Genomic DNA, 21,936 nt, shown 5'->3' with positions numbered 1-21,936 from the left:
GAGGACACGCCCGATATCGACATGGTCGATACGAACGATCCGAGCCAGGACAAGCAGTTCAAGCGCCGCATCCGCAGAATCCGCAATCCGTTCGGTCCGACCGACGCCGAGGTTCGCGCCAACGTTGCAGGCCAGGCCAGTGCCGATGCCGCCCTGGCGTTGCAGATCGAGTCCGAGGGTGCCGTTCCGCGGGATCTGACTGCTGCGGCCTTCTTCGACGTGGACAACACGATGGTGCAGGGCGCGTCGATCATTCACTTCGCTCGCGGGTTGGCCGCACGCAAATACTTCACCAGCGGTGATCTGGCCCAATTCGCTTGGCAGCAGGTCAAATTCAGAGTCAGCGGGAAAGAGAACAGCGAGGACGTGGCCAGCGGACGAGAGAAAGCGCTCTCGTTCATCACCGGACGTCCCACCTCGGAGCTGACCAGGCTCGGCGAAGAGATCTACGACGAGATGATCGCCGACAAGATCTGGGCCGGTACCCGGGCTCTCGCCCAGATGCACCTCGACGCCGGTCAGCAGGTCTGGCTGGTCACGGCCACTCCCCTCGAACTCGCCCAGATCATCGCCAAGCGCCTGGGCCTGACCGGGGCCCTCGGCACGGTCGCCGAGAGCAAGGACGGGGTGTTCACCGGCCGCCTCGTCGGCGACATCCTGCACGGCATCGGCAAGGCGCACGCGGTGCGCTCGCTCGCGGTGCGTGAAGGTCTCAATCTCAAGCGCTGCACCGCATATTCGGACAGCCACAACGACGTGCCGATGCTCTCGCTGGTCGGTACCGCCGTGGCCATCAACCCCGATACCGATCTGCGTGAGCTGGCCAAGAACCGGGGCTGGGAGATTCGCGACTACCGCACCGGACGCAAGGCCGCCAAGATCGGCGTGCCCACGGCGTTGGCCCTGGGCGCGGTGGGCGGCGGGCTGGCCGCGGTGATCGGCCGTCGCAAGGCCTGATCCGTCCGGGTGCCGGCGATCAGAGCGTGAGCTGCATCAGCGTCAGGTCGAGCCAGCGACCGAACTTGACGCCCACCTGCGGCATCTGTCCGACGGTGACGAATCCGAACTTCTCGTGCAGAGCGATCGACGTGGTGTTCTCGGACTCGATGAACCCCACCAACACGTGTATGTCGTGTGCTTTCGCTCGCTCGATCAGCTCGCTCAGGAGCGCACTGGCCAGCCCGCGACGGTAGAAATCTCGGTGGATGTACACCGAGTGTTCCACCGAGTGCCGGTAGCCGCTCTTGACCCGCCACTGCCCGTACGACGCGTATCCGGCCACCCGTCCGTCGACCTCGGCCGTCAGGACGGGGTATCCGGCGGCGATCCGTCCTTCGAACCAGGCCGTGCGGTCGGCGAGATCGACCTGTTCTTCGTCCCAGATGGCGGTGGTGTTGGCGACCGCATCGTTGTGGATGTCGAGAATCTCGGGTAGATCGGCAGCGGAAGTGTCGCGAATATGCACTGCCACACGATAACCCGAGCGTCTAACCCAAGAAGACGTTGCGCCTCTTGGCCAGCAGTCGATACAGCGTGTGCTGAATGGTTTCGCGTACGTGGTCGGTCAACTCGAACAGCACCATCGGATCCTCGAAAGCGGTGGAGTCGTATCCGTCGGTGGGGATCGGCTTGCCGAACTCGATGTACCACTTGGACGGCATCGGGATCAGACCCAGCGGGCCCAGGTGCGGGAAGAACGGCGTGACCGGAAAGTAGGGCATGCCCATCAACCGAGCCAGTGGTGCGATGTCGCCGATCTTGGGGTAGATCTCTTCCGAGCCGACGATCGAGCACGGAATGATCGGTACACCCGTCCGCAGAGCGGCCGAGACGAATCCGCCGCGACCGAATCGCTGCAACTTGTAGCGCTCGCTGAACGGTTTGCCGATGCCCTTGAACCCCTCGGGGAACACGGCGGCGACCTCGCCGGTACGCAGCAGGCGCTCGGCGTCGGGGTTGCACGCGAGCGTGTGCCCGGCCTTGCGCGCGATCGTACCGACGCCGGGCATCTCGAATGCCATGTCGGCGGCCAACATTCGCAGAGGCCGGTGCGCCGGGTGGTGATCGCGCACGGCGACCGACGCCATCAGCGCATCGACGGGGATGACACCAGCATGGTTGGCGACGACGAGCGCACCGCCGTCGGACGGGATGTTCTCGATGCCCTTGACCTCGACGCGGAACCACTTGTCGAACAGCGGCCGCAGCAACGGAAGCCAGACCGCGTCGGCGAAGTGCGGGTCGTAGCCGAACTCGTCGACGCTGTAGTCACCGGCCAGACGCCTGCGGACGAACTCGGCGACCGAGGAGATCTGGTCGACGATCGTGGACTTGGTGTCGTCGATCATCGACAGCAACGGAGTCGGGATCGACGGCGTCACAGCCGACGCGTCGGCGGGAGCCGGGTCGAGCAACGGCGTCGGCTCTCGAGGATCGGCGTAGGCGGAAGGGTGCCGTTCACGCGAGCCCGCAGCCGCGCGGGCCGAGCGGCCGGACGTGCCGCCGTGCAATGGAATCACTTTGGCCACGTCGCTCACCTGTCCCCTCCCGAACTGCGCAGCGCTGCCAGGGCACGCGCCGTGGACGCGCCCGTTTCGACGGCCGAGACCAGTCGATCTTCGACGCTGTCCACCCATTCGGTTCTGATGACCGGCCGCAGCGCTGCGCCTCGGACGAAGTCGTCGAACGCCTGAACCGTGGTCCACCGCGGCTCGAAGCCGAGGACGGACCGCATCCGCGTGGTGTCGAGTCCACAGCCGAAATGGAAGTAGTCGAGCTGCTCGGTGGTGAACTCGCGCATCATGCCGCCCATCAGGGCACGGCCGACGCTCTTGAACAGCGGAAACGGTACCGGCACCTGAACGCGGCCTGCTCGGCGAATCGCCTGGGAGAGCATGATCGTGCCGTCGGCTCCGATGTTGAACGTGCCGGCCGACCCGCCGAGAGTCGCGCGCTCGAGCGCAGCCAGGGCGTCTTCCTCGTGCAGCAACTGCATGCGCGCGTCGCGACCGACGATGCTGGGGATGAGCGGCGAGGTCATGTAGCGCGAGATGGTGCCGTTCAGTCGTGGACCGATCAGCGGTGCCATGCGCAGGATCGACACCGCGATGTCCGGTCGTCGACGCCCGAGACCGCGCACGTATCCCTCGATGTCGATCGAGTCCCGCGCGTACCCACCGCTCGGGGGGCGTCGGGCACTCATCTCCTCGGTGAATTTCACCGGGTCCTTCGCGCTGCAGCCGTACACCGAGGACGACGAACGCAGTACGACCCTCTCGACGGTCGGTGACTTCTGACAGACCGCGAGCAGCTGCATCGCGCCGATGACGTTGAGGTCCTTCATCGTCGCGCGTCCACCGGATTTCGGGGGCTTGGCGACGGTGGCTGCGTGCACGACGGTGTCGACGCCGGCATTGCGAATCACTTTGCCGATCAGCGGATTACGGATGTCGGCGCGGACGAATTCCGCGCGCCCCATGCGGCGCAGCAGATCCTTGCTCGGAGAGACCGCATCGACGGCGATGACACGCTCGATGTTCGGATTCTGAGCCAGCCTGGTGACGAGGTAGCCGCCGAGGAACCGGCTCGCTCCGGTCACGAGGACCACTCGGGGCGCAGCCGATCCACGATCGCTCGGACTCACTGCGCACCCCCAACGTCGGTTCCGCTGCAAAGCCTACTGGATCATCAGGGGTCGGCGTGGGTGAGAAGCAAAGCCCGTTCTTCGAACGGAAGAAGCCCGCCACCGATGGTGACGGGCTTCCTCGTGAAGCAGATGACGGCAGGCTTATTTGCCGAGTTTCCTGCGCTGCACGCGGGTACGACGAAGCAGCTTGCGGTGCTTCTTCTTCGACATGCGCTTGCGACGCTTCTTGATCACTGAACCCATGCGGGTGTCCTCACGTTCTTCTCTAGCGTTTTCGCGCACGCCGTTTGCGTACGCCTACCTGACAACCAAGCCCAAGGGCCTCGAGCCAAAAGCCTTGGTCACCGAGCTGGCGCTGGGGCCACGTACTCGCCCACGGCTGCACACCGGCTGGCTGGCACGACGAGCGCCAATCCTACCGGTGTGAACCAGGACTTACGAAACCGGCCCCACGTGCACTACTAGCCTGCGTCGAAGTACGAGGTCTCGAGATAGTCGTGGACCGCCTTGGCGTGCACACGAAAAGATCGACCCACTCGTACAGCGGGCAATTCTCCGCCGTGCACCAGGCGGTACACGGTCATTTTCGAAACCCTCATCAGCGTCGCCACTTCGGCGACCGTGAGGAACTGCGTTCCGGCCAGAGCCGGTTGACCGTCCGGGGACGAACCCTTGGACGGCTTGTTTATAGACGCCATCAATCCACATACCTCCGGCACGTCTCATGCGGCAGGCTTCCCCTCCTGCCGAACAGACACGCACGTGCTGCCCCCGAGCCTATAGGGACAGATGGGGTTACTGCGACGGGTGTGGGGAAAAGATTTTTTATTCTGCTGTGATGCCCATCTCAATGGATCGGGCATTTGCGGCACCGAGGGCATCGAAAAACGCTGCTCGGAGGCCCTTTCGCTCCAGTTCACGGACCGCTGCGGCGGTGGTTCCGCCCGGAGAAGTCACCGCATATCGGAGCTCGCTCGCGCTCTCGTCGGAGCGATCGAGCATCGCCCCCGACCCCACCATCGTCTGAACCACGAGCGCCGACGCCACGTCGCGGGTCAATCCAAGGCCCACTCCCGCGTCGATCATGGCCTCTGCCACCAGGAAGAAATAGGCCGGACCGGAGCCGGACACGGCCGTCACGGCGTCGAGCTGATTCTCCTTGACCACGACCACCTTGCCGACGGCCGAAAGGATCGAGCGCACGAGTTCGAGGTGCTCGGCGCGGGCGTACTTGCCCGGTGCCAACACGCTGACGCCCTCCCCCACGAGCATCGGGGTGTTGGGCATGACCCGAACCACCGGGAAGCCGGCGGGGAGCTTGGGCTCGAACTTGGCGGTGGGGACCCCTGCGGCCAGGGAGACGATGAGCTGTTCGCGATCGCCGTCGAGCTCGATCTTCGTGATCTCGGTCAGTGCCGTCTCGACGTCGGCCGGCTTGACCGCCAGCACGATCACGTCGGCACCCTCCGATGCGTCGCCGACGGAGGTGGTCAGCACACCGAATTCCTCGGCGATCTCCTTGGCGCGGGCCTCGGACTTCTCGGCGACCACCAGATCGCGCACTGCGTGGCCGGACTCGAGGAGTCCCGCGATCAACGCCTCGCCGATCCGTCCGCCGCCGATCACTGCAATTCTCGTCATGCGAACAAGCCTGCCATGTCAGTTCGAGCGCGGCACCATCGCCAACTGTCTGCTCTGCACCACGACGGCACCGGTGGAATCGAGCACAACGTGGTCCTCCTCGAACCAGGTGCTGCCGATGACGGTGCTGGTCGCCGCCACGCGCAGCCAGCCCGGTGCCGGACGGCGGCGCAGGTAGGTCGTCAGCTGCACGGTCGGAGCCCAACCGAACATTCCGCGGTTCATGGTCACCGGAGCCGAGATGTCTCCGGTCATCAGTGCGAACAACACCGCCGTGTCGACGTCGGCCTCGTCGCCCGCGAAGGGTCGCACCCACAATCGAATCTCCGCCTCGCCCTGCTTACCGGTCAGGAACGACGCCGAGGACTCGTCGATACGCATCTCGCAGCCCTTGGCCACGTGCACGATGGACGCCATCGGATGATCGCCCGCAACCGCGAGGGTCTCCGCGGGCGGCTCCACGGCCATGGACGCCAACGACGTCGGCGTCTCGTGGTGAGGGTCGTCGGAATCGGGACGACCGAGGGTCACCACCGCCCGCACGGCAACGCGTCCGGCCTGGGTGAGTTCGACGTCGACGTGCGAGACCTGGCGACCGCGCTTGCGCACCACCGTCGTCAGCGCGACCTCGCCGGGATCGGGAGCGGCCAGGTAGCTCACGCTCACCGCGAGCGGCTGGATCTCGGCCTGATCCGGGTCCGTCGCGACGATGTGCTTGCGCGCTGCTGCCGCGCAGACGGCGAGCATCACGCCGCCGTGCACCTTCGGACCGATGGTCCAGGTGGAGTCGATCGCGCCCGCGAAGGACGCGGTGTCGGCGGCGACCTCGAGCGCGGTCAGGGTGGTGGCGGCTGTGAAGGGGCTGGCAGAACTCATTCCCGACAACTTACCGGCGGCATCAGGACAGGTGTGCGCGGGCGAACTGCAGTGCTTGTCCGAGCATCGAGGAACGCTCGGGGACCGTCCGCGCGTTCTGTGTGTTGATCTCGATCACTGCCTGACCCTCGAAGCCGCGGCGCACCAGTTCGGTGCACACCTCCACGCAGGGCTGACTACCGTGGCCGGGGATCAGGTGCTCGTCGACCGATGCGCCCCGGCCGTCGGCCAGATGCAGGTGCGCGATCCCCTCGCCCATCCGGTCGAGCATCTCGAGCGCGTCCGAGCCTGCGGTGGCCGTGTGCGAGAGGTCGAGCGTGTAGTGACCGTGGCCGACGTCCGTCGGGTCGTACGACGGCGAGAACGCCGACAGTGCTGCGCCCGGCCCACCACGTCGTTCGAGTCGCTGCGCGGATTTCTCCTTGCGCCCGAAGAAGCGGTCGGCGCGCATGGGAAACATGTTCTCCACCGCGACCACCACGTGTGAATTCGATTCGAGTTCGGCGACCTGATCGGCGAAGCCGTCGCTGTACTTGCGCTGCCACCGGAACGGTGGATGCACCACGACCGTCGCCGAGTCCAGCTTCTCGGCCGCCTCGACCGAGCGGGTGAGTTTGGCGACCGGATCCGATCCCCACACTCGCTGTGAGATCAGCAGACACGGCGCATGGATGGCCTGCACCGGAATCGAGTACTCCCGGGAGAGCGCGGCCACCGCGTCGACGTCCTGGCTGACGGATTCGGCCCACACCATCAGTTCGATGCCGTCGTACCCGAGCTCCGCCGCGTAACGGAACGCCGCCTCGGTGTTCTGCGGGTAGACCGAGGCCGTGGACAGTCCCACCCGAATTCGCTTCGCGCCCATCCGAGTGCCGACTCAGCCGGTACTGAGCTGGAAGGCGAGCGGACCGAGCGTGACGAAGACACCGACGGCGATCGCGATGACGATCGATATCAGATCATCGGTGCGTCGCAGAATCCTCACCACCGCGACGAGCCCGACGATGACCAGCACCGACAGCACCAGAGCGACCCACGGCAACACGTCCCACAGTTGCTCGAAGCCCTTGAACAGCAGCGCGCCGACGGCGATCGACACCACTGCCTGACCGATCAGCACCAGCCACTGCCGGACGGCACCGCCCTTGCCCTTGACCGCCGCTGCCCGGCGGTCGGTGCGCGAGGCCGCAGTCGCGCTGTCGGCCTCCGTGTCCGACGCGGTTTCGGTGTCGGGCTCGACGTCAATCGTGGTCTTTTCTTCGTCGTCGATCTCCGGCTTCACGAGATCGACGGTCTCGGTGGCGGCGGCCGCCTGGACCTCCGTCGGCTCGTCGGTCGAGATGTCCTTGTCAGCAGACCCGGCTTCTTTGTCGTCGGCGCGTCGGATGCGCGGGGACACCGCGGTCTTGGCCACGTCGTCGACGTCGACGAGCGCTGCTCGCGGAGCGACGTCGGTGTTCGGCTCGGCCACCTCGACCTGCCGCGATGCCCGGAATCCCACAGGCTTACGGGTCCGTCCCTGCTCGGCCGGGGTGGATCCGTACGGAAGCCGATCCGACGTCGGCGTCGAGGGCGCAGCCGGACGCTTGGCGCGTTCGGTGTCGTCGTGCGAGCGGTTGAGCAGGTCACCGGCAACCGTGGTGGAGCCGGACAGCAGCTCCGGCTCGGGCTGTTGCTTCTCGCGCTTGCCTGCCGGTTGGAACGGGGTGGGGCGAGTGGTCTGCGGCAGGGCCGGTTGCGGCCGGGAGGAGCCGGCGGCGGGTGCGTCGTCCTCGGGCGCATCGCTGCTCTGCGGCGCTGCCGGGGCGACGTCGGGGGTCTCGGGCTCGGACGCGTCGGGAGCCGGGGTTTCGACCACCACGGCGCTGCGGTTGCCGGGCTCGTCCCGGACGACGGGGATCTCACCGGTCAGCTCGGCGACGGAGATGCCGCCCTTGACGCCACGGCGACGGCGACCGCCTGCGCTCAGGTTCGTCTTCTGACCGTTTCGGGCCAGCAGCTCGGCAACCGAGATCTGTCCGGTGTCCTCCGGGTTGGTGTCGCTCATCTCGAACTCCCCACCAGATCGCCGTCGGTTTCGGGGTCCAGCTTCCTCAACATCAAACCTTCCTTCAGCGCCCACGGGCATATCTCGAATGACTTCGTTGTCGATGCCCGCATGCTCGCCTCCGCTACCAGAGCCCCGGCCACCCGTTGTGGCGACCTGTCGGCGCTGACACGTTCCAATTCTGCACGGTCGGCCGTCATGATCCGCGATACGAACGCTACGAGTCGCCTCGAGCCCGCGTCTGCACCGACGTCGAGCACCCCTATTCGCACATGCCCACGGTACTGGGTCTACCGTCGACGTTTGTGACATCAGGTCGTGAGCAGCAGTCGTTCGCTGCAGAGGTCGAGATGGATTTCCCTCGAGAATGGGTCGAGTTCCCCGACCCCGACAATTCGGAACATCTCATCGCTGCGGATCTGACGTGGTTGTTGTCCAACTGGACCTGCGTGTTCGGAACTCCGGCATGTCAGGGAACCGTCGCGGGCCGACCCGACGACGGTTGCTGCTCCCACGGCGCGTTCCTGTCCGACGATGACGACAAACGCAAGCTCGACGAGTCGGTGAAGTTGCTCACTCCGCAGGATTGGCAGCTCATGGACAAGGGTCTCGGCAAGAAGGGGTACGTCGAATACGACGATCTCGACGACGAGCAGTCGCTGCGTACGCGGCGCTACAAGGGTGCCTGCATCTTCCAGAACCGTCCCGGGTTCGAGGGCGGAATCGGGTGCGCGCTGCATTCGATGGCGCTGCGCAAGGGCATCGAGCCGCTCGAGGTCAAGCCCGACGTGTGCTGGCAGCTGCCGATCAGGCGCACCCAGGACTGGGTGACGCGGCCGGACGGCTCCGAGATTCTCAAGACCACGATCGGCGAGTACGACCGACGCGGCTGGGGCGAGGGTGGTCTCGATCTGGACTGGTACTGCTCGGGCTCGCCCGATGCGCACGTCGGATCGAAGCAGGTGTTCGAGTCCTACAAGCCGGAACTGACCGAGCTGCTCGGTAAGGCCGCCTACGAGGAATTGGCGTCGCTGTGCAAGCGTCGCCGTGGTCTGGGTCTGATCGCGGTGCATCCCGCCACCCGTGAGGCGCAGCGCCGATAAGTGCCTCCGGCAGTGGTGTGGTCATGTGCCCGGGAGAGCACTCGACCGCACCACTGCGCGCAGCGCACTACCCCTCGAGCTTGTAGCCCAGTCCGCGCACTGTCACCAGGTGTTCCGGCTTGGCCGGATCGGATTCGATCTTCGAGCGCAGTCGCTTGACGTGCACGTCGAGTGTCTTGGTGTCGCCCACATAGTCGGCTCCCCACACCCGGTCGATCAACTGTCCGCGGGTCAGTACGCGACCGGAGTTGCGCAGCAGGTACTCGAGCAGATCGAATTCCTTGAGCGGCAACGTGATCTGCTCGGATCCGACCATCACCACGTGGCGTTCGACGTCCATTCGCACCGGTCCGGCTTCGAGCACTCCGGTGTCGACTCCACCGTCGACCTCGGCGTCGGAGCCGCGTCGCAGAACCGCGCGGATCCGGGCGATGAGTTCGCGTGCCGAGTACGGCTTGGTGACGTAGTCGTCGGCACCGAGTTCGAGCCCGACGACCTTGTCGATCTCACTGTCGCGTGCGGTCACCATGATCACAGGAACGCCTGAACGCGAACGCAATTGCTTGCACACGTCGGTTCCGCTCATGCCTGGAAGCATGAGGTCCAGCAGCACGATGTCCGCCCCTGCGCGATCGAATTCCGCGAGTGCCGACGGTCCGTCTCCGACGACCGTGGCCTCGAAACCTTCCTTGCGGAGCAGGAAGGCCAGTGGATCGGCCAACGACTCTTCGTCTTCCACGATCAGAACGTTGGTCACTGATTCTCTCTTTCTGTAACCGAAGCGTCGTCTTCTTCTTCGAAGTACGCAGGGATCTGGAGGGTGAAGGTGGATCCGGTGCCCAGCTTGCTCCACAGCGAAATGCTGCCGTTGTGGTTGGCTGCGACGTGTTTGGCGATGGCCAGGCCCAGGCCTGTGCCACCGGTTGCCCGCGACCGAGCTTTGTCGACGCGGAAGAATCTCTCGAAGACGCGTTCCTGGTCTTCCTTGGCGATGCCGATGCCGCGGTCGGTGACGGCGAACGCGACGTTGTCTCCGCGCAGGGCGCGGCTCACCGACACCGGAGCACCGTCCGAGGAATAGGCGATGGCGTTCTGAATGAGGTTGGCCAGGGCCGTCACCAGCAGCGCTTGATCGCCGAGAACTTCGAGGCCGCTCGGGTGGTCGGTGGTGACGAAGATACCGGCGTTCTCGGCGGCGAGTTTGGATCGGTCCATCGCCTCGTTGACGACGGTGTCGACGTCGACGACCTCGAGGTCGGGGAGCTTCTCTGCACCCTGCAGTCGCGAGAGGGCGATCAGTTCGGTCACCATGTTGCCGAGCCGTTTGGATTCGGCGACGACCTTGCCGCCGAAGTGCCGGACGGACGCCGGATCATCGGCCGATTCGAGCAGCGCTTCGGCCAGCAGGCTCATCGCGCCGACGGGCGTCTTGAGTTCGTGGCTGACGTTGGCCACGAAGTCCCGACGCGTCGCCTCCATCCGGACCTGCTCGGAATCGTCGTCGGCGAAGAGCACCACGAACCGCTTGTCTTCCTTGCTCAGCAGGCGCGCGACGCAGCGGACGGCGATCTTGTCCCGGCCGGTTCTCGGGTTCTTCGAGCTGAGATCGACTTCGACGGGGTTGCCGTCGGCGAGGACCTTGAGCGCGGCATCCCAGGCCCGGTCGTCGATCAGACGGTTACGCACGAGCCCGAGCTCCTCGGCTCGCGGATTCGACAGCACGACGTCGTGAAATTGGTCGACGACGGCGATGCCGCTCTCGGATGCGAGAACGATCAGGTCCAGTACCTGCGACATCGTGAGCCCGGACGTGGCTCGGCGGCGCTCCGAGTGCCGGGTGTTGAGGTAGGGAATCAGAACACCGCCGACGAGGTATCCCACGAAGGCCGCGGCGATAGCCAGTAGTACGGCCGATGCAACACTCACACCGGAATCGTACGTTCGATGGACAGCTCACATACGCAGGGTGCAGGCATTTCCCTGGTCGTCATAGTCCCCGTCGGCAGTGTTCTTCGATCGTTCACCTGCAGTTACGACAAAACGTCGGTTCGAGCGCCGTAGAGCTACTTACCGCCCTGGTTTGCCACGGCAGCTGCACCTGCGGCCGCTGCTTCGGGATCGAGGTAGGTGCCGCCCGGGTTGGTGGGCTTCAGCTTGCCGTCCGACTCGGTGAGGTCGTACTTCAACGGAATGCCCGTGGGGATGTTGAGTTCGGCGATGTCCGCGTCGGAGATCTCGTCGAGGTACTTCACGAGAGCGCGCAGCGAGTTGCCGTGCGCGGCGACGAGGACGTTCTTGCCTGCCTTCAGATCGGCAACGATCGTCTCCTCGAAGTACGGGATCAGGCGCTCGACGACGTCGGCGAGGCATTCGGTCAGCGGAACGCTGTCCAGGTCGGCGTAGCGCGGATCGGCGTCCTGGCTGTGCTCGCTGCCGACCTCGATGGGCGGCGGCGGGGTGTCGTAGCTACGACGCCACAGCATGAACTGCTCGTTGCCGTACTTGTCCTTGGTCTCGGCCTTGTTCAGTCCCTGCAGCGCGCCGTAGTGCCGTTCGTTCAGACGCCAGTCGCGGACGACGGGGATCCAGTGCCGGTCGGCAGCGTCGAGTGCGAGGTTGGCGGTGCTGATCGCGCGACGCAGCAGCGAGGTGTACAGCAGGTCGGGCAGGATGCCCGCCTCGGCGAGGAGTTGGCCGGCGCGCTTGCCCTCGGCCTCGCCCTTCTCGGTCAGTCGCACGTCCACCCAACCGGTGAACTGGTTGGACGCGTTCCATTCGCTCTCGCCGTGACGAAGCAGAATCAGTGTTCCGATACTCATGTGGTCAGTTTCTCATGTTCCACCCGTGTTGGCCCGCGTGCGACCAGGACCGCGACGACGACGATCATGACGACTGCGGTGAGGGTGATCGGGATGGGGATGACGGGGTCGAACAGTACGAGCACGGCACCGATCGGCACCACGACGTTGACCAGTCGGTCCGCGTTGGATCGAATCGCGATCAGCCACACGCCGAGGACGAACACCGCGATCGGAACCGTCACGGTGAACGATGCGGCGACGTCGCCGAGCTTGCTGTGCTCGGTCAGCACATCGATCTCGACCTCGATGCCGGCCGAGAACGCGCCTGCGGCCGCAAAGATGAAGTAGTGGGCGTAGCCGTAGAACAACGAGTTGCCGAGTCTGCCGATCGCGCGGTGATGCGGGGGCCAGAAGTAGATCCACCACAGGCTCGCGGTGACGACGACGGTGAGAATCGAGATCGAGATCAGCGGTGCCAGAGCCGTCTGGTCGTGCAGCGCTTCGATGATGGCGTTGGCCGAGGCGAGCAGAGATTCGCCGAGCAGGATCAGCGTGAACAGGCCGTAGCGCTCGGTGATGTGGTGCGGATGCCAGGGTGTTGCGCCCTTGCGCTCGGCGATCAGCGGTACAGACATCTCGACGCCTGCCAGCACGACGAAGCAGATGATCGCGGCGGTACCGTCGAGCAGCAGCACCCAGAGAATCCACAGAACCTGCACTCCCGCAATGCCTGTCGCGTAGGTCAGCGCGGTCTGCCGATGTTCGGGATTCCTCGATGCCCGCAGCCACTGAGTCACCATCGCCACGCGCATCACCACGTAACCGATCACCACGATGGTGAAATTCTCGTCGACGACGGACGGTTCGATCCCGGCGGCCAAGGTCAGGACGCCGGCCATCTGCACGACGGTCAGCACGCGATACAGCCAGTCGTCGGTGTCGAAAGACGTGGCGAACCACGTGAAGTTCATCCACGCCCACCAGATCGCGAAGAACACGAGCGCGTAGCCGAGCAGGCCGTCGGCGATGTGGTTCTCGGTGAGGTCGTGATGGAGTTGAACCGCCGCGATACTGACGGCCACCACGAACACCAGGTCGAAGAACAATTCGAGGGGGCTCGCGGAGCGATGCGGTTCCTTCGGATCGCGCGGTCGCATCGGCACCAGACGGGCAGCGGAGAGATTCACGATCGCAGACTAAGTCATCCGATTCGCGAATGTTGTCTCGATTGTGTTGCAGGGGTTGGCGTTACGGACAATTCGGACAGTGTTCGACGGTATGACGCAAGGATCTACGGGACCTCACACCCTTTTTGCCGACCGAGCGCCTGGGTTCACGTCATAGCGGGGGTGTGAGGTCGAGAAATGGGGTGTGAGGTTGCGAGCTCACTCCCCCAAGCCCGCCCCGACACCTCCGATCCGAGCGCCCACACTCCGATCGAGCTCTTCGGTCTCGACGAAATAGCGTCGAAACACCGACCGCATCAATTGAACGACCTCGATGTGCTGCCTGATCGCCACAGCCGCCGACCTTTCTTCCCCATCGGCAAGTCGCTTGAACTTGCGACCCAACTGTTGGGCTGAAGGAAGGGTGCCGAATGCGTCGACATCGACCAACCATTTCGTCTTCTCCAACATCAACTCGAGATGCAAGGTGTATTCGGCGCATACTTTGTCGCACTGAAATGCGACGCCCTTCGGAATTTCCAGATGACCCGACTCCGCCTGCACTGCCAATGCCCGCCACGTCAGCATGGCTGCCCCAAGCTCATCAGGACCTGATCCCACAGCTGCTGCTCCTTGCTATCGGTTCGACGGTGGCAACAATGGGCGGAGCGCGCTTCCGACACGCTCGACCTCTACACATGGATCACCCTGTGGCTCGCGAGAAGCCCGCCCGTCCAGAATGAAGTAGACAATTCCCCCAACCACTTCGTAGGCGACGCCACAGCTGACCTCGTCGTAATTCGCAGTTCGCCGAAACTGAACGGCCCCAGCGTCATTCACTACGGAGAACTCACCGAACTGGTCATTCCCCTTCAGATACGCGAGATCGTGGTCCGACGAGAACACTCCGAGGAAGTACCAGGAGCCTGGATCGGGATTCCTCCAGGCGCAGATCATCCAGTCGGTCGAGATCGGCGCGTCTCCGACCAACGTCGACGTCTTGCTCTCCACATCCAATCCCGCTGCCGCGACGGCACTGTCCGGGATGGTGCAGGGATCCCATGGCTCGTCCGCCACCGGCGTCGCAACCACCGAGCTCGTTGCCGGCTCTGCGACCGGCGCACCCTCCGTCGCCCCGCCACATCCCGCGACGAACAGCATCACGCCGACCGCTCCCGCCACCCACCACCGCGTCACGCTCACACCACTCCCCTTCGTCGAACCCACCCACCCCTTGGACGCAGCGAACATCGCCTCGGTTCCACAACGTCACCACCGAGAGAGGATCAGCCGCAGTTCGACGGTGCCGGCTCACCTCGGAATCGTGCGTCCACGTAGGCGTAGGCGTCGGGCAGACCGACGAGCGATCCGCTGAAGTGCTCGGCAAGCGGATAGGCCCGGAATTGGACGGTGGCTCCGGCCGCACAGTATCGGTCGACCGTCTCCTTCACAGGCGCAAACGGGGTGATGAAGTCGTTGACCCCCTGCCACATGTACACCGGGGCCGTGGGCACGCCCGGGTAGTCCACCAAGCTGTTCTTCTTCAACACCGCCTGCGCGGAGGGCAACGACGCGATGTCCACGTTCGAGAGATCGCGCGCACTGCGAAACGCTCCTCCGACGATGATGCTGCGCCTGCACTCGTTGCTGACGCGATCCCGCAACGCCAGGCCTGCCGCATTCAGGTTCTCCGAGACGGGAAACTCGGTCGGGTATTCACGCTCGAGCCCGAGTGATGCCGCGAGTGCCATTCCGAACGCGGGGTGCGGAATCGGGCTGTAGCCCAGGTTCTTCGCGATCAATTCGAGGTCGGCCGGAATACCGCCCTGCACGGTGGCCACGATGTTCAGCTCCGGCGCATACGTCGGTGCCATGGCTCCGGCCCACGAGGTCGCCAGTGCGCCACCGGAGTAACCGAGCAACGCGACCGGGCTTTCCTTCAGCGGCAATTGCTCGAAGTTCTGCACCGCCCGAACTCCGTCGAGCGTCAACCGACCCTCGTACTCCGCTGCCCCGTAGGCACCGTTCGGGCCGAGGTAGTCCGGAACTGCGACAGCCCAGCCGCGGGCGACCATGCCGAGGTACAGGCTCGGAGCCTCACCGATCTCGTACGTGAAAAGGCCATGCGACGGAGCACATTTGACACCCAGAGCATTGATCACGGCCTGGTACGACACCAGTGGCGTTCCCGCACCTCTACCTCGGGGCATCAGCACAGTGGTCACCGCGGCAACGGGAGCACCTGCGGAGTTGGTCGATCGGTACTTGAGCTGCCAGATGTCGGTGTTGGGGTACATCCATGCGTCGGCCCGACGGCTGGCGAGGATGTCACCCGGCGCATGATCGGCTATGTCGGCCGGTGCAGCGTAGAAGACGTCCGGATCGGGGATCGTCGGCGCGGGGGCTGCCGAAGCTGTTGGCCCCGTTGCGAACAGGGACGCACACAGTGCCACGAGGGTGAAACCCAGGGCAGACATTCTTCTTTTCAAGGCGAGCCTTTCGGTGATTTCTGATCGATCGCCACGGCACTTCGTCACGGCGTTACGGGTAGGGAGAACTGATTGATCGGATCCGTCGAGGAGAAGGTGACGTCCGCCGGGCCGGGTCCACCGGCGAACGACGGATCGGACGCGGTGATGTCGACGCCGATGCGATGGCCACGGTCGAATCGATGGACGATGCTGGGCAGCGAGATCGTCACCGGGTCCGAGGATCCGGTGAGCACGGCGGGTGCGACGAGCCCGTGAATCGGACTCCGCGCACCGTTCGGTGCGACGTCGAGCACGGTGACGAAGACCGTCGCAGGCCCGGACACCGTGGGGCTGATGGACAGCTCCGGTGCGCCGACCACGTCGACGGGTTCGGCGAGCGGCGCGGTAGTCCAGGTCGCGGCAGAACCGGGTAGCGAGACCCGCGGCACGGGCAATTCGGCCGCGAGATTCGGGAGTCCGAACGTGGTGGGCATCGACGCACCTGCACCCCGAATCGTTTGCGTCCACGCACCGTTCGTCGAGTCACCCACGGAAAGCGATCCATTCGACAAGAAGAACGTGCGGCGGGCACCGACGGGAAATATCTCGGATTCGACGTAGGCCGGCGACGCGACGCCGGTGTAGGGCACCCAGTCCCTGAAGTAGGTGAATGCGGGTCCGCGGTCGACGTCTCGATCCTTGAGGAGTCGGTCGAGCCAGTTGCCCACGAGGGCCGCTTCGTGCTGAGTGAACGGGTCGGGCGCCTTGATGTCGAACTCGCCGGGAGCACCCTTCCGATCGTTGTGTCCCCAGGAGTGCCAGATCATCGACGTTTCCACCCCGCGCGAACGCAAGGTCTCGTAGGTGGCCGCTGCCTCGTCCAGACCGAACAGCGAATCCTTCTGCCCCTGAGTGAGCAGAACCGGAACGTTGACACGATGGAGATAGTCCACGGGTGAGACGTGCCGCATGGCCGCCAGAGTTTCGGGGGCCGGTTCCCGGTTCGCAGCGAACGCAAGTGCCGCGTCGCACACCCACTGGGCATAATTCGGGCAACCCTCCGCCCGCGCCGGATCGACGGCGTAACCGGACGGGCCGGCCAGTACCGCACCGGCCGCCAGGAATGCCGAGCCGAAGATGCTCTTGACCGGCCCCACCGGCCGTCGGCCGGTCGCCTCCGGCGCCAGCGAACGCGACAGATCGTTCCAGGTGATCATCGATGCAACCGTGTCCAACCGCGAATCCATCGACGCAGCGGCCAATCCTGTGGCGCCGGCATAGGACCCACCGAGGTAGCCGACACGTGGATCACCTGGTCCATCCAGCCGAACCACATCGAGCGCCGGGGCAGCCGTCGTCCGCGCAGGATCGGTGAACACACCGCCGTTGTCGCCGGCGAGATAGCCGATGAGCGACGACGCAGCGATGCCGTCGTAATCGGGATCCGCGAAATAGATCTTGCACGTCGAGCCACCGAAACCCAAGGCGGAGTATGACAGAACAACGTAGCCGTGGGTCGCGAATCTCGCCGCGGCACCCGCTTGGTCGTCCTTGGATCCACCGAAACCGTTGCTGGTCAGGATGGCCGGAGCCCGGTTGTCCGGTCCCAGACCATCTGGGACGTAGATGTCGCCCACGACGGTGCAGTGTCGATCCCGCTCAGGTCCCACCACGACGTCGAAATATCGAGTCTGCACCGAGAAGTCGCCGAACGATTGCGGGGCCAACACCGGAAGGTCCGCGGCGTGAGCAGGCGTGGAGGCCACGACCAGAGCTGTGGTCGCGGCCACCACGGCGGGTGCGAGCCGTTTCATCGGACGCAGTTGGTCGGCGGTGCGACACCCCGAAACCTGTTGTCCAGGAATGTGAGCGCAGCAGGAAGACCCTCGAACGCCGCCTGAATGTGCTGCGGGGCATGAACGACGTCGAACTGCAGAGTCGCCCCGTTCGCGCAGTACCGTGCGGCCGTGTCGCGCAGGGCACCGATCGGGATCAGGGGGTCGTTGTCGCTTCCCCACAGCAACGTGGGTGCGGTGGGAACCCCCGCATACTTCACCAAACTGTTTTCGTCGATGATCTGCTGCGCTTCCGGGCTGTCCACCAAGGACGTAGTGGTCGAGACCGCCAGTGCACTCTTGAAGGCTCCGGCGGCAAGGATCACCGGGGTGCACGCGTTCGAGACCTGATCCCTCAACACGAGACCGGTGGGATTGAGCTGAGCCGTGATCGGTAGACGGTCGGGATACTCGCGTTCGAGTCCGAGAGCGGCGGCAAACGCGAGCCCGAATGCCTGATGCGGCGCAAAGCCCAACGCGCGAGCGATGTTGTCCAGATCGGCCGGCACCCCTCCGGCTGCGGCACCGACGATGTTCAGCTCGGGTGCATAGCTCGGAGCGAGCGCCGCGGCCCAGGCCGTCGCCATTCCGCCACCCGAATACCCGGCCATTCCGACCGGACCGGCCGACAGTCCGAGTTCGGGAACCCGCTGCGCGGCGCGAATTCCGTCGAGGGTGATTTGTCCGCCCAACCTGGCTGCACCGTAGGCACTCTGGGGTCCGAGGTGGTCCGGTACAGCGACCGACCATCCACGCACCAGCGCCAGGTTGAGAAACTCACGCTCCTGCACACCGGTCGTCGGATCGGCCCCGAACAACGATTCCGACGGTGCGCACTGCAACCCGAGCGCGTTGACGAACGGCTGATACGACAGCAGTGGCCCACCGGGTGCTCGGTTCGCAGGCGCGAGAACTGTTGTCACAGCGGCGATCGCGTCTCCTCGGGAGTCGGACGATCGATACTGGATCTGCCAGATGTCGGCCCCGGGATACAACGGACTCGAAAAACGCCTGGTGCCAACGACATCACCGTTCTCGGTTCCGGACAGATCCGGCACCGATGCGTACAGGGTGCCGGGTACCGGTGTCGGACCGGTGGGCGCAGCCGACGCGTGCGGTGCAACGACGAACGACATCGACATCAGCCCGACCACGAGTGTCGAGGTCACGAGGGTACGAAGCATGCTGTAACTCTTCTCGATTTCGATCGGCTCGAACGCTCGGTTCGGGTGAGGGGTTCTTCGATTGCACTGTTGTGCAGTGGATTTCGCAGTCACTGTGGCACCCTCGTGGAGACAATCGACTGGTCGGCGTCGACAGCCCTGTGACCGCCTCGCGGCAGGGCGGCCGCGACGACGGTGGCCACCGCCATGGTGGCGGCCAACCCGAACAGCACCGTCCGCTGCGACGTCAGGTAGTCGGCGGCCACCGGATCCGAAGGAAGCAGCGCGAAGTACACGGCACCGGTCGTTGCCGTTCCCACGGCCGACCCCACTTGCTGGACCGTCGGCAGAATCCCCGAGGCCGAGCCGAGAGCATGCGGCTCCACCCCGGCCACGATGGTGCTCTGCAGCGGCGCGATCACCGATCCCAAGCCGGCACCGACCAGAACCAACGGGATTGCCATCCACCAAGGGAAGCCGACTCGATCCAGGTAGTCGGTGGTGACGCCGAGGACGAACAGCGATATGCCCATGGCCGCCGCGCCCGCAGCCACGACCCGAGAGTCCCAGCGGCGGAACGACACCGGCGCGGCCACGGACGCGACAATGGCACCGAGCGCAAAGGGAACCGTGATCGCGCCCACGGTCGTCGCGCTGTCCCCCAGGCCGGTCTGCAGTGTCACCGACATCGTCAGGACGAACCCGGTGAACGTGCCGTACACCAGAGCAGACACAGCGCAGCCCAAAGAGAACCCGCGCTCACCGAAGACCCCGATGTCCACCATCACGTGTGCGCCTGCCGCCCTTCGTCGGCGTTCCCACCTGGTGAATCCCGCCAGTGTTGCCAGGCCGATCGCCACGGCGGGCACAGCCGCGACGAAGCTCGAGCTCGCCATGACCGGATAGACGATCATCAGCGCCCCGATCGACCACAGGCCAACCCCTACGGGGTCGAACCGTCCACCGCTTCCGACTCCCGAGTGCTCCGACTCGGGTGGGACGAACCGGCGGCCGAGTGCAATCGCGGCCAGCGCTATCGGGGCGTTGATCAGAAATATTCCTCGCCAGCCTGTTCCGAGGATGTCGAGGTGCAGAAGCAGTGCACCGATGGCCGGTCCGGCGAGTCCGGCCAGCCCTGCAGTGCCGCCGTACAGCGCGAACGCGGTGGTACGCCGCGTGCCGGAGTAGGCGGCGGTCACGATTGCCACCGTTTGAGCCGACATCGCCGCTCCCGCAAGTCCTTGCAGCACCCGAGCGAGAACGAGCAACTCTATGGTGGGCGCGTACGCGCAGAGCACCGACGTCACCGCGAACAGTGCAGTGCCGGTGACGAACACGGTTCTGCGCCCGAACACCTCCCCGGTGCGCGCCATCGTGAGCAGCGCGCAGGCGAATGCGAGCAGGTACGCCGTCGGTATCCAGACCTGCTGCGCGCCCGATGCATCCAGATCCCGGCCGATCGACGGCAATGCCACGGTGACGGCGGTGACGTCGATCATCTGCATCGTGACCGCCAGTAGGCAGGCGCACAGCGTCAGCCACGAGCCGCGGCGGCGGTGTGTCATACCCTGCTGACGTCCGGGAGCTCGTGCGCGAACACGCTCGCGATCTCCGGCGTGTAGTCACCCGATTCGACGACGGCCGTGAAGATCTCGAATATCTTGGAGAAGTACAGGTCGATCGATCGATCGGCCTCGTCGGTGCCGGGATAGAGAAACTCGACACCAGTGTGGTCCTCGAAGCGGTTGATCCACATGAAGACTTCCTCGGAGCTGCCGCGGTTTCCGTACAGGCCGGCCCCCGCGGCATCCAGTTCGGCTTCGCCCGGCAGCTTCCGAACGTCGACGTAGGAGATCATCGGCGCGGTCCAGCCCGGCTGCGTCGTGATCCCGTGTTCCGGCAGCGCCAGTTCGAGTACCCGGTGGTAGGAGGTGTTCGCCAGCAGCTTGCCGGAGTCGAATGCCTGCTGAGCGAGGACCGCGAGGGTCAGGAACGTCGGCTTCGCACCGAGATCGAAACGCACGGGAATCAAGCTCGAATACCATCCGATGGAGGCGAATTCGCCCGGCGTCGACCGAGTGCTCTTGGGCGTCAAGCCCAGGTAGCTGCTCCGGCCGGCAAGCTCGTACTCCGCCAGGGCCGCCGCGGCGAAGATGCCTCCGATGAATTTTGCTCCCACTCCCGCACATGCTTCGTCGACGGCCCGGGCCTTCGCGCCGCCGAACAGTGGGAACGAACTGTGCGAGGTCCGCGTGTAGTCGATACTGCTGCGTCCCAACGGAAGTGGGAACGTCGGAAGATCGCCCCCGTTGTCGGTGACCAAGTCGATCCAGGTCCGAACCGCAGGACTGTCGAGAGTCGTCGCGTCGCTCTCGAGGCGTTCGCGCTGGCAGTACTCGAGGTAGCTGCCCGGGATGAACAGTCCGTCGGACTCCCCCGTCACCGCGTTGCGATACAACTGGCGCAGTTCGTAATACGTCAGTGCCTGAGAAATACCGTCGGTGTCGAGGTGATCGACCGCCGCGTACACCACGAAGTGGTCGTCGTGTTCGATCGTGCCGAACGAGAAGCAATCCCAACTGTCGGGACCGGGAGTGCTGTCCTGAACGTGACGCCGAATGGCCTCGGAGTCCGAGGGAGTGCCGAAATCGGTTGGTTCGAGCACGATGTCGGCGACGTCGACCAGGTGGCGCGTCGCCCCCTCGGCCGTCGTGGAGAACCAACTGCAGAAGGAATCGTGTCGGGTGACGAACGTGTTGAACGCCCGGCCCATCGCCGCGCGGTCCAACGTGCCCTCGATTCGGAACGTCACGAGACACAGCCGGGAGAAGCGGAACGACGAGCCTCGGTTACGGAACGCGGCCTCGAGATACGCCTTCTGGATATGGGAAGGGGGTGCCGGGTGGGCAGGCGCAGCCGCGGCAGCAGCTCGCGAGGAGACGGTGGGCGACCACGTGGTGAGCGGTCCTGGAGCTGGCTTCCACTCGTCGATGAGTCCGAATGCGACCACGACACAACCTTTCGAAGGAGACAGAGCGATTCGACGCGGTGAGTGCGTCGGAGGAGTCAGTGGATCATTCGGGCCGAATCGAAGAAACCCCGGCGACGAACATTGTGGAAAATCGACAAGGATTCGCGGGATACCTGTGTCAGAAATGAGGAATCGTCAACGTTGTTGTCGATTGCA

The 21,936-nt window shown here is 65.0% G+C and carries 22 protein-coding genes and 1 pseudogene; 2 read left to right on the top strand and 21 right to left on the bottom strand.

What is annotated here, in order from left to right; genetic code table 11:
• Positions 1-21: 21 nt before the first annotated feature.
• Positions 22-957, top strand: coding sequence for an HAD family hydrolase (locus CH302_RS26230; RefSeq protein WP_052047400.1), 936 nt, complete (start codon positions 22-24; stop codon positions 955-957).
• A gap of 19 nt (positions 958-976) precedes the next feature.
• Here the strand turns inward: CH302_RS26230 and CH302_RS26225 are convergent, their stop codons facing one another.
• The 10 genes and pseudogenes from CH302_RS26225 to CH302_RS26180 all read right to left on the bottom strand — a co-directional run.
• Complete coding sequence (locus CH302_RS26225) at positions 977-1,465, bottom strand: GNAT family N-acetyltransferase (protein ID WP_037188661.1); 489 nt, start codon at positions 1,463-1,465, stop codon at positions 977-979.
• 22 nt (positions 1,466-1,487) lie between these two features.
• Positions 1,488-2,537, bottom strand: a complete 1,050-nt coding sequence (locus tag CH302_RS26220) for a lysophospholipid acyltransferase family protein (protein WP_037186946.1) — start codon at positions 2,535-2,537, stop codon at positions 1,488-1,490.
• The gene (locus tag CH302_RS26215) at positions 2,534-3,643 is read right to left on the bottom strand and encodes an NAD-dependent epimerase/dehydratase family protein (RefSeq protein WP_230596131.1); all 1,110 of its coding nucleotides are present in this window, start codon (positions 3,641-3,643) and stop codon (positions 2,534-2,536) included. Before CH302_RS26215 ends, CH302_RS26220 begins: the two co-directional genes overlap by 4 nt.
• A 144-nt stretch (positions 3,644-3,787) precedes the next feature.
• Positions 3,788-3,889 (bottom strand): 30S ribosomal protein bS22, encoded by a 102-nt coding sequence (locus CH302_RS26210; RefSeq protein WP_003402602.1) that lies wholly within the window; start codon positions 3,887-3,889, stop codon positions 3,788-3,790.
• A 218-nt stretch (positions 3,890-4,107) separates the two neighbouring features.
• Positions 4,108-4,344 carry a helix-turn-helix domain-containing protein gene (locus tag CH302_RS26205; protein WP_008713658.1) on the bottom strand — a complete coding sequence of 79 codons (237 nt, stop codon included), beginning with the start codon at positions 4,342-4,344 and terminating at the stop codon, positions 4,108-4,110.
• A 127-nt stretch (positions 4,345-4,471) separates the two neighbouring features.
• On the bottom strand, positions 4,472-5,287 hold the full coding sequence (gene proC, locus CH302_RS26200; protein ID WP_037186940.1) for a pyrroline-5-carboxylate reductase: 816 nt from the start codon (positions 5,285-5,287) through the stop codon (positions 4,472-4,474).
• An 18-nt stretch (positions 5,288-5,305) separates the two neighbouring features.
• Positions 5,306-6,163, bottom strand: a complete 858-nt coding sequence (locus tag CH302_RS26195; protein ID WP_037186938.1) for a thioesterase family protein — start codon at positions 6,161-6,163, stop codon at positions 5,306-5,308.
• A 22-nt stretch (positions 6,164-6,185) separates the two neighbouring features.
• The gene (locus tag CH302_RS26190) at positions 6,186-7,028 is read right to left on the bottom strand and encodes a sugar phosphate isomerase/epimerase family protein (protein ID WP_037186935.1); all 843 of its coding nucleotides are present in this window, start codon (positions 7,026-7,028) and stop codon (positions 6,186-6,188) included.
• Positions 7,029-7,040: 12 nt separating this feature from the next.
• Positions 7,041-8,210 carry a hypothetical protein gene (locus CH302_RS26185; RefSeq protein WP_037186933.1) on the bottom strand — a complete coding sequence of 390 codons (1,170 nt, stop codon included), beginning with the start codon at positions 8,208-8,210 and terminating at the stop codon, positions 7,041-7,043.
• A pseudogene (locus CH302_RS26180) lies at positions 8,207-8,446 on the bottom strand (Ppx/GppA phosphatase family protein); the annotation flags it as partial. The gene CH302_RS26185 and the pseudogene CH302_RS26180, both read right to left, overlap by 4 nt.
• A 114-nt stretch (positions 8,447-8,560) precedes the next feature.
• Between CH302_RS26180 and CH302_RS26175 the strand changes: the two are divergent.
• Positions 8,561-9,313 carry a hypothetical protein gene (locus CH302_RS26175; protein WP_170945923.1) on the top strand — a complete coding sequence of 251 codons (753 nt, stop codon included), beginning with the start codon at positions 8,561-8,563 and terminating at the stop codon, positions 9,311-9,313.
• A 67-nt stretch (positions 9,314-9,380) separates the two neighbouring features.
• Here the strand turns inward: CH302_RS26175 and CH302_RS26170 are convergent, their stop codons facing one another.
• From CH302_RS26170 to CH302_RS26120, 11 genes are all read right to left on the bottom strand, one after another.
• The gene (locus CH302_RS26170) at positions 9,381-10,070 is read right to left on the bottom strand and encodes a response regulator transcription factor (RefSeq protein WP_032393874.1); all 690 of its coding nucleotides are present in this window, start codon (positions 10,068-10,070) and stop codon (positions 9,381-9,383) included.
• The gene (locus CH302_RS26165) at positions 10,067-11,239 is read right to left on the bottom strand and encodes a sensor histidine kinase (RefSeq protein WP_037186927.1); all 1,173 of its coding nucleotides are present in this window, start codon (positions 11,237-11,239) and stop codon (positions 10,067-10,069) included. Before CH302_RS26165 ends, CH302_RS26170 begins: the two co-directional genes overlap by 4 nt.
• 137 nt (positions 11,240-11,376) lie before the next feature.
• Entirely contained in the window at positions 11,377-12,132 is a 756-nt protein-coding gene (locus CH302_RS26160) for a phosphoglyceromutase (RefSeq protein ID WP_037186924.1), read from the bottom strand.
• Entirely contained in the window at positions 12,129-13,271 is a 1,143-nt protein-coding gene (locus CH302_RS26155) for a low temperature requirement protein A (protein ID WP_037188658.1), read from the bottom strand. Before CH302_RS26155 ends, CH302_RS26160 begins: the two co-directional genes overlap by 4 nt.
• Before the next feature lie 228 nt (positions 13,272-13,499).
• Positions 13,500-13,901, bottom strand: a complete 402-nt coding sequence (locus tag CH302_RS26150) for a hypothetical protein (RefSeq protein ID WP_082323453.1) — start codon at positions 13,899-13,901, stop codon at positions 13,500-13,502.
• A gap of 15 nt (positions 13,902-13,916) precedes the next feature.
• Positions 13,917-14,483: a DUF3558 domain-containing protein gene (locus CH302_RS26145; RefSeq protein ID WP_052047278.1), complete on the bottom strand. Its 567-nt coding sequence runs from the start codon at positions 14,481-14,483 to the stop codon at positions 13,917-13,919.
• A gap of 83 nt (positions 14,484-14,566) precedes the next feature.
• Positions 14,567-15,757 carry a lipase family protein gene (locus CH302_RS26140; RefSeq protein WP_230596130.1) on the bottom strand — a complete coding sequence of 397 codons (1,191 nt, stop codon included), beginning with the start codon at positions 15,755-15,757 and terminating at the stop codon, positions 14,567-14,569.
• Between the two features lie 56 nt (positions 15,758-15,813).
• Positions 15,814-17,565 carry a CocE/NonD family hydrolase gene (locus tag CH302_RS26135; RefSeq protein WP_037186920.1) on the bottom strand — a complete coding sequence of 584 codons (1,752 nt, stop codon included), beginning with the start codon at positions 17,563-17,565 and terminating at the stop codon, positions 15,814-15,816.
• Positions 17,562-18,770 carry a lipase family protein gene (locus tag CH302_RS26130; protein ID WP_037188651.1) on the bottom strand — a complete coding sequence of 403 codons (1,209 nt, stop codon included), beginning with the start codon at positions 18,768-18,770 and terminating at the stop codon, positions 17,562-17,564. The genes CH302_RS26135 and CH302_RS26130 overlap by 4 nt, the downstream gene beginning before the upstream one ends.
• Positions 18,771-18,859: 89 nt before the next feature.
• Positions 18,860-20,314, bottom strand: a complete 1,455-nt coding sequence (locus CH302_RS26125) for an MFS transporter (protein ID WP_052047277.1) — start codon at positions 20,312-20,314, stop codon at positions 18,860-18,862.
• Entirely contained in the window at positions 20,311-21,759 is a 1,449-nt protein-coding gene (locus CH302_RS26120; RefSeq protein WP_037186917.1) for a condensation domain-containing protein, read from the bottom strand. Before CH302_RS26120 ends, CH302_RS26125 begins: the two co-directional genes overlap by 4 nt.
• Positions 21,760-21,936 lie beyond the last annotated feature (177 nt).

The sequence above is a fragment of the Rhodococcus sp. 15-2388-1-1a genome, from assembly GCF_002259145.1.
Lineage (GTDB): Bacteria > Actinomycetota > Actinomycetes > Mycobacteriales > Mycobacteriaceae > Rhodococcoides.
Note: the sequence above shows the minus strand (reverse complement) of the source record. Positions and strands in the feature narration are given on the sequence as shown.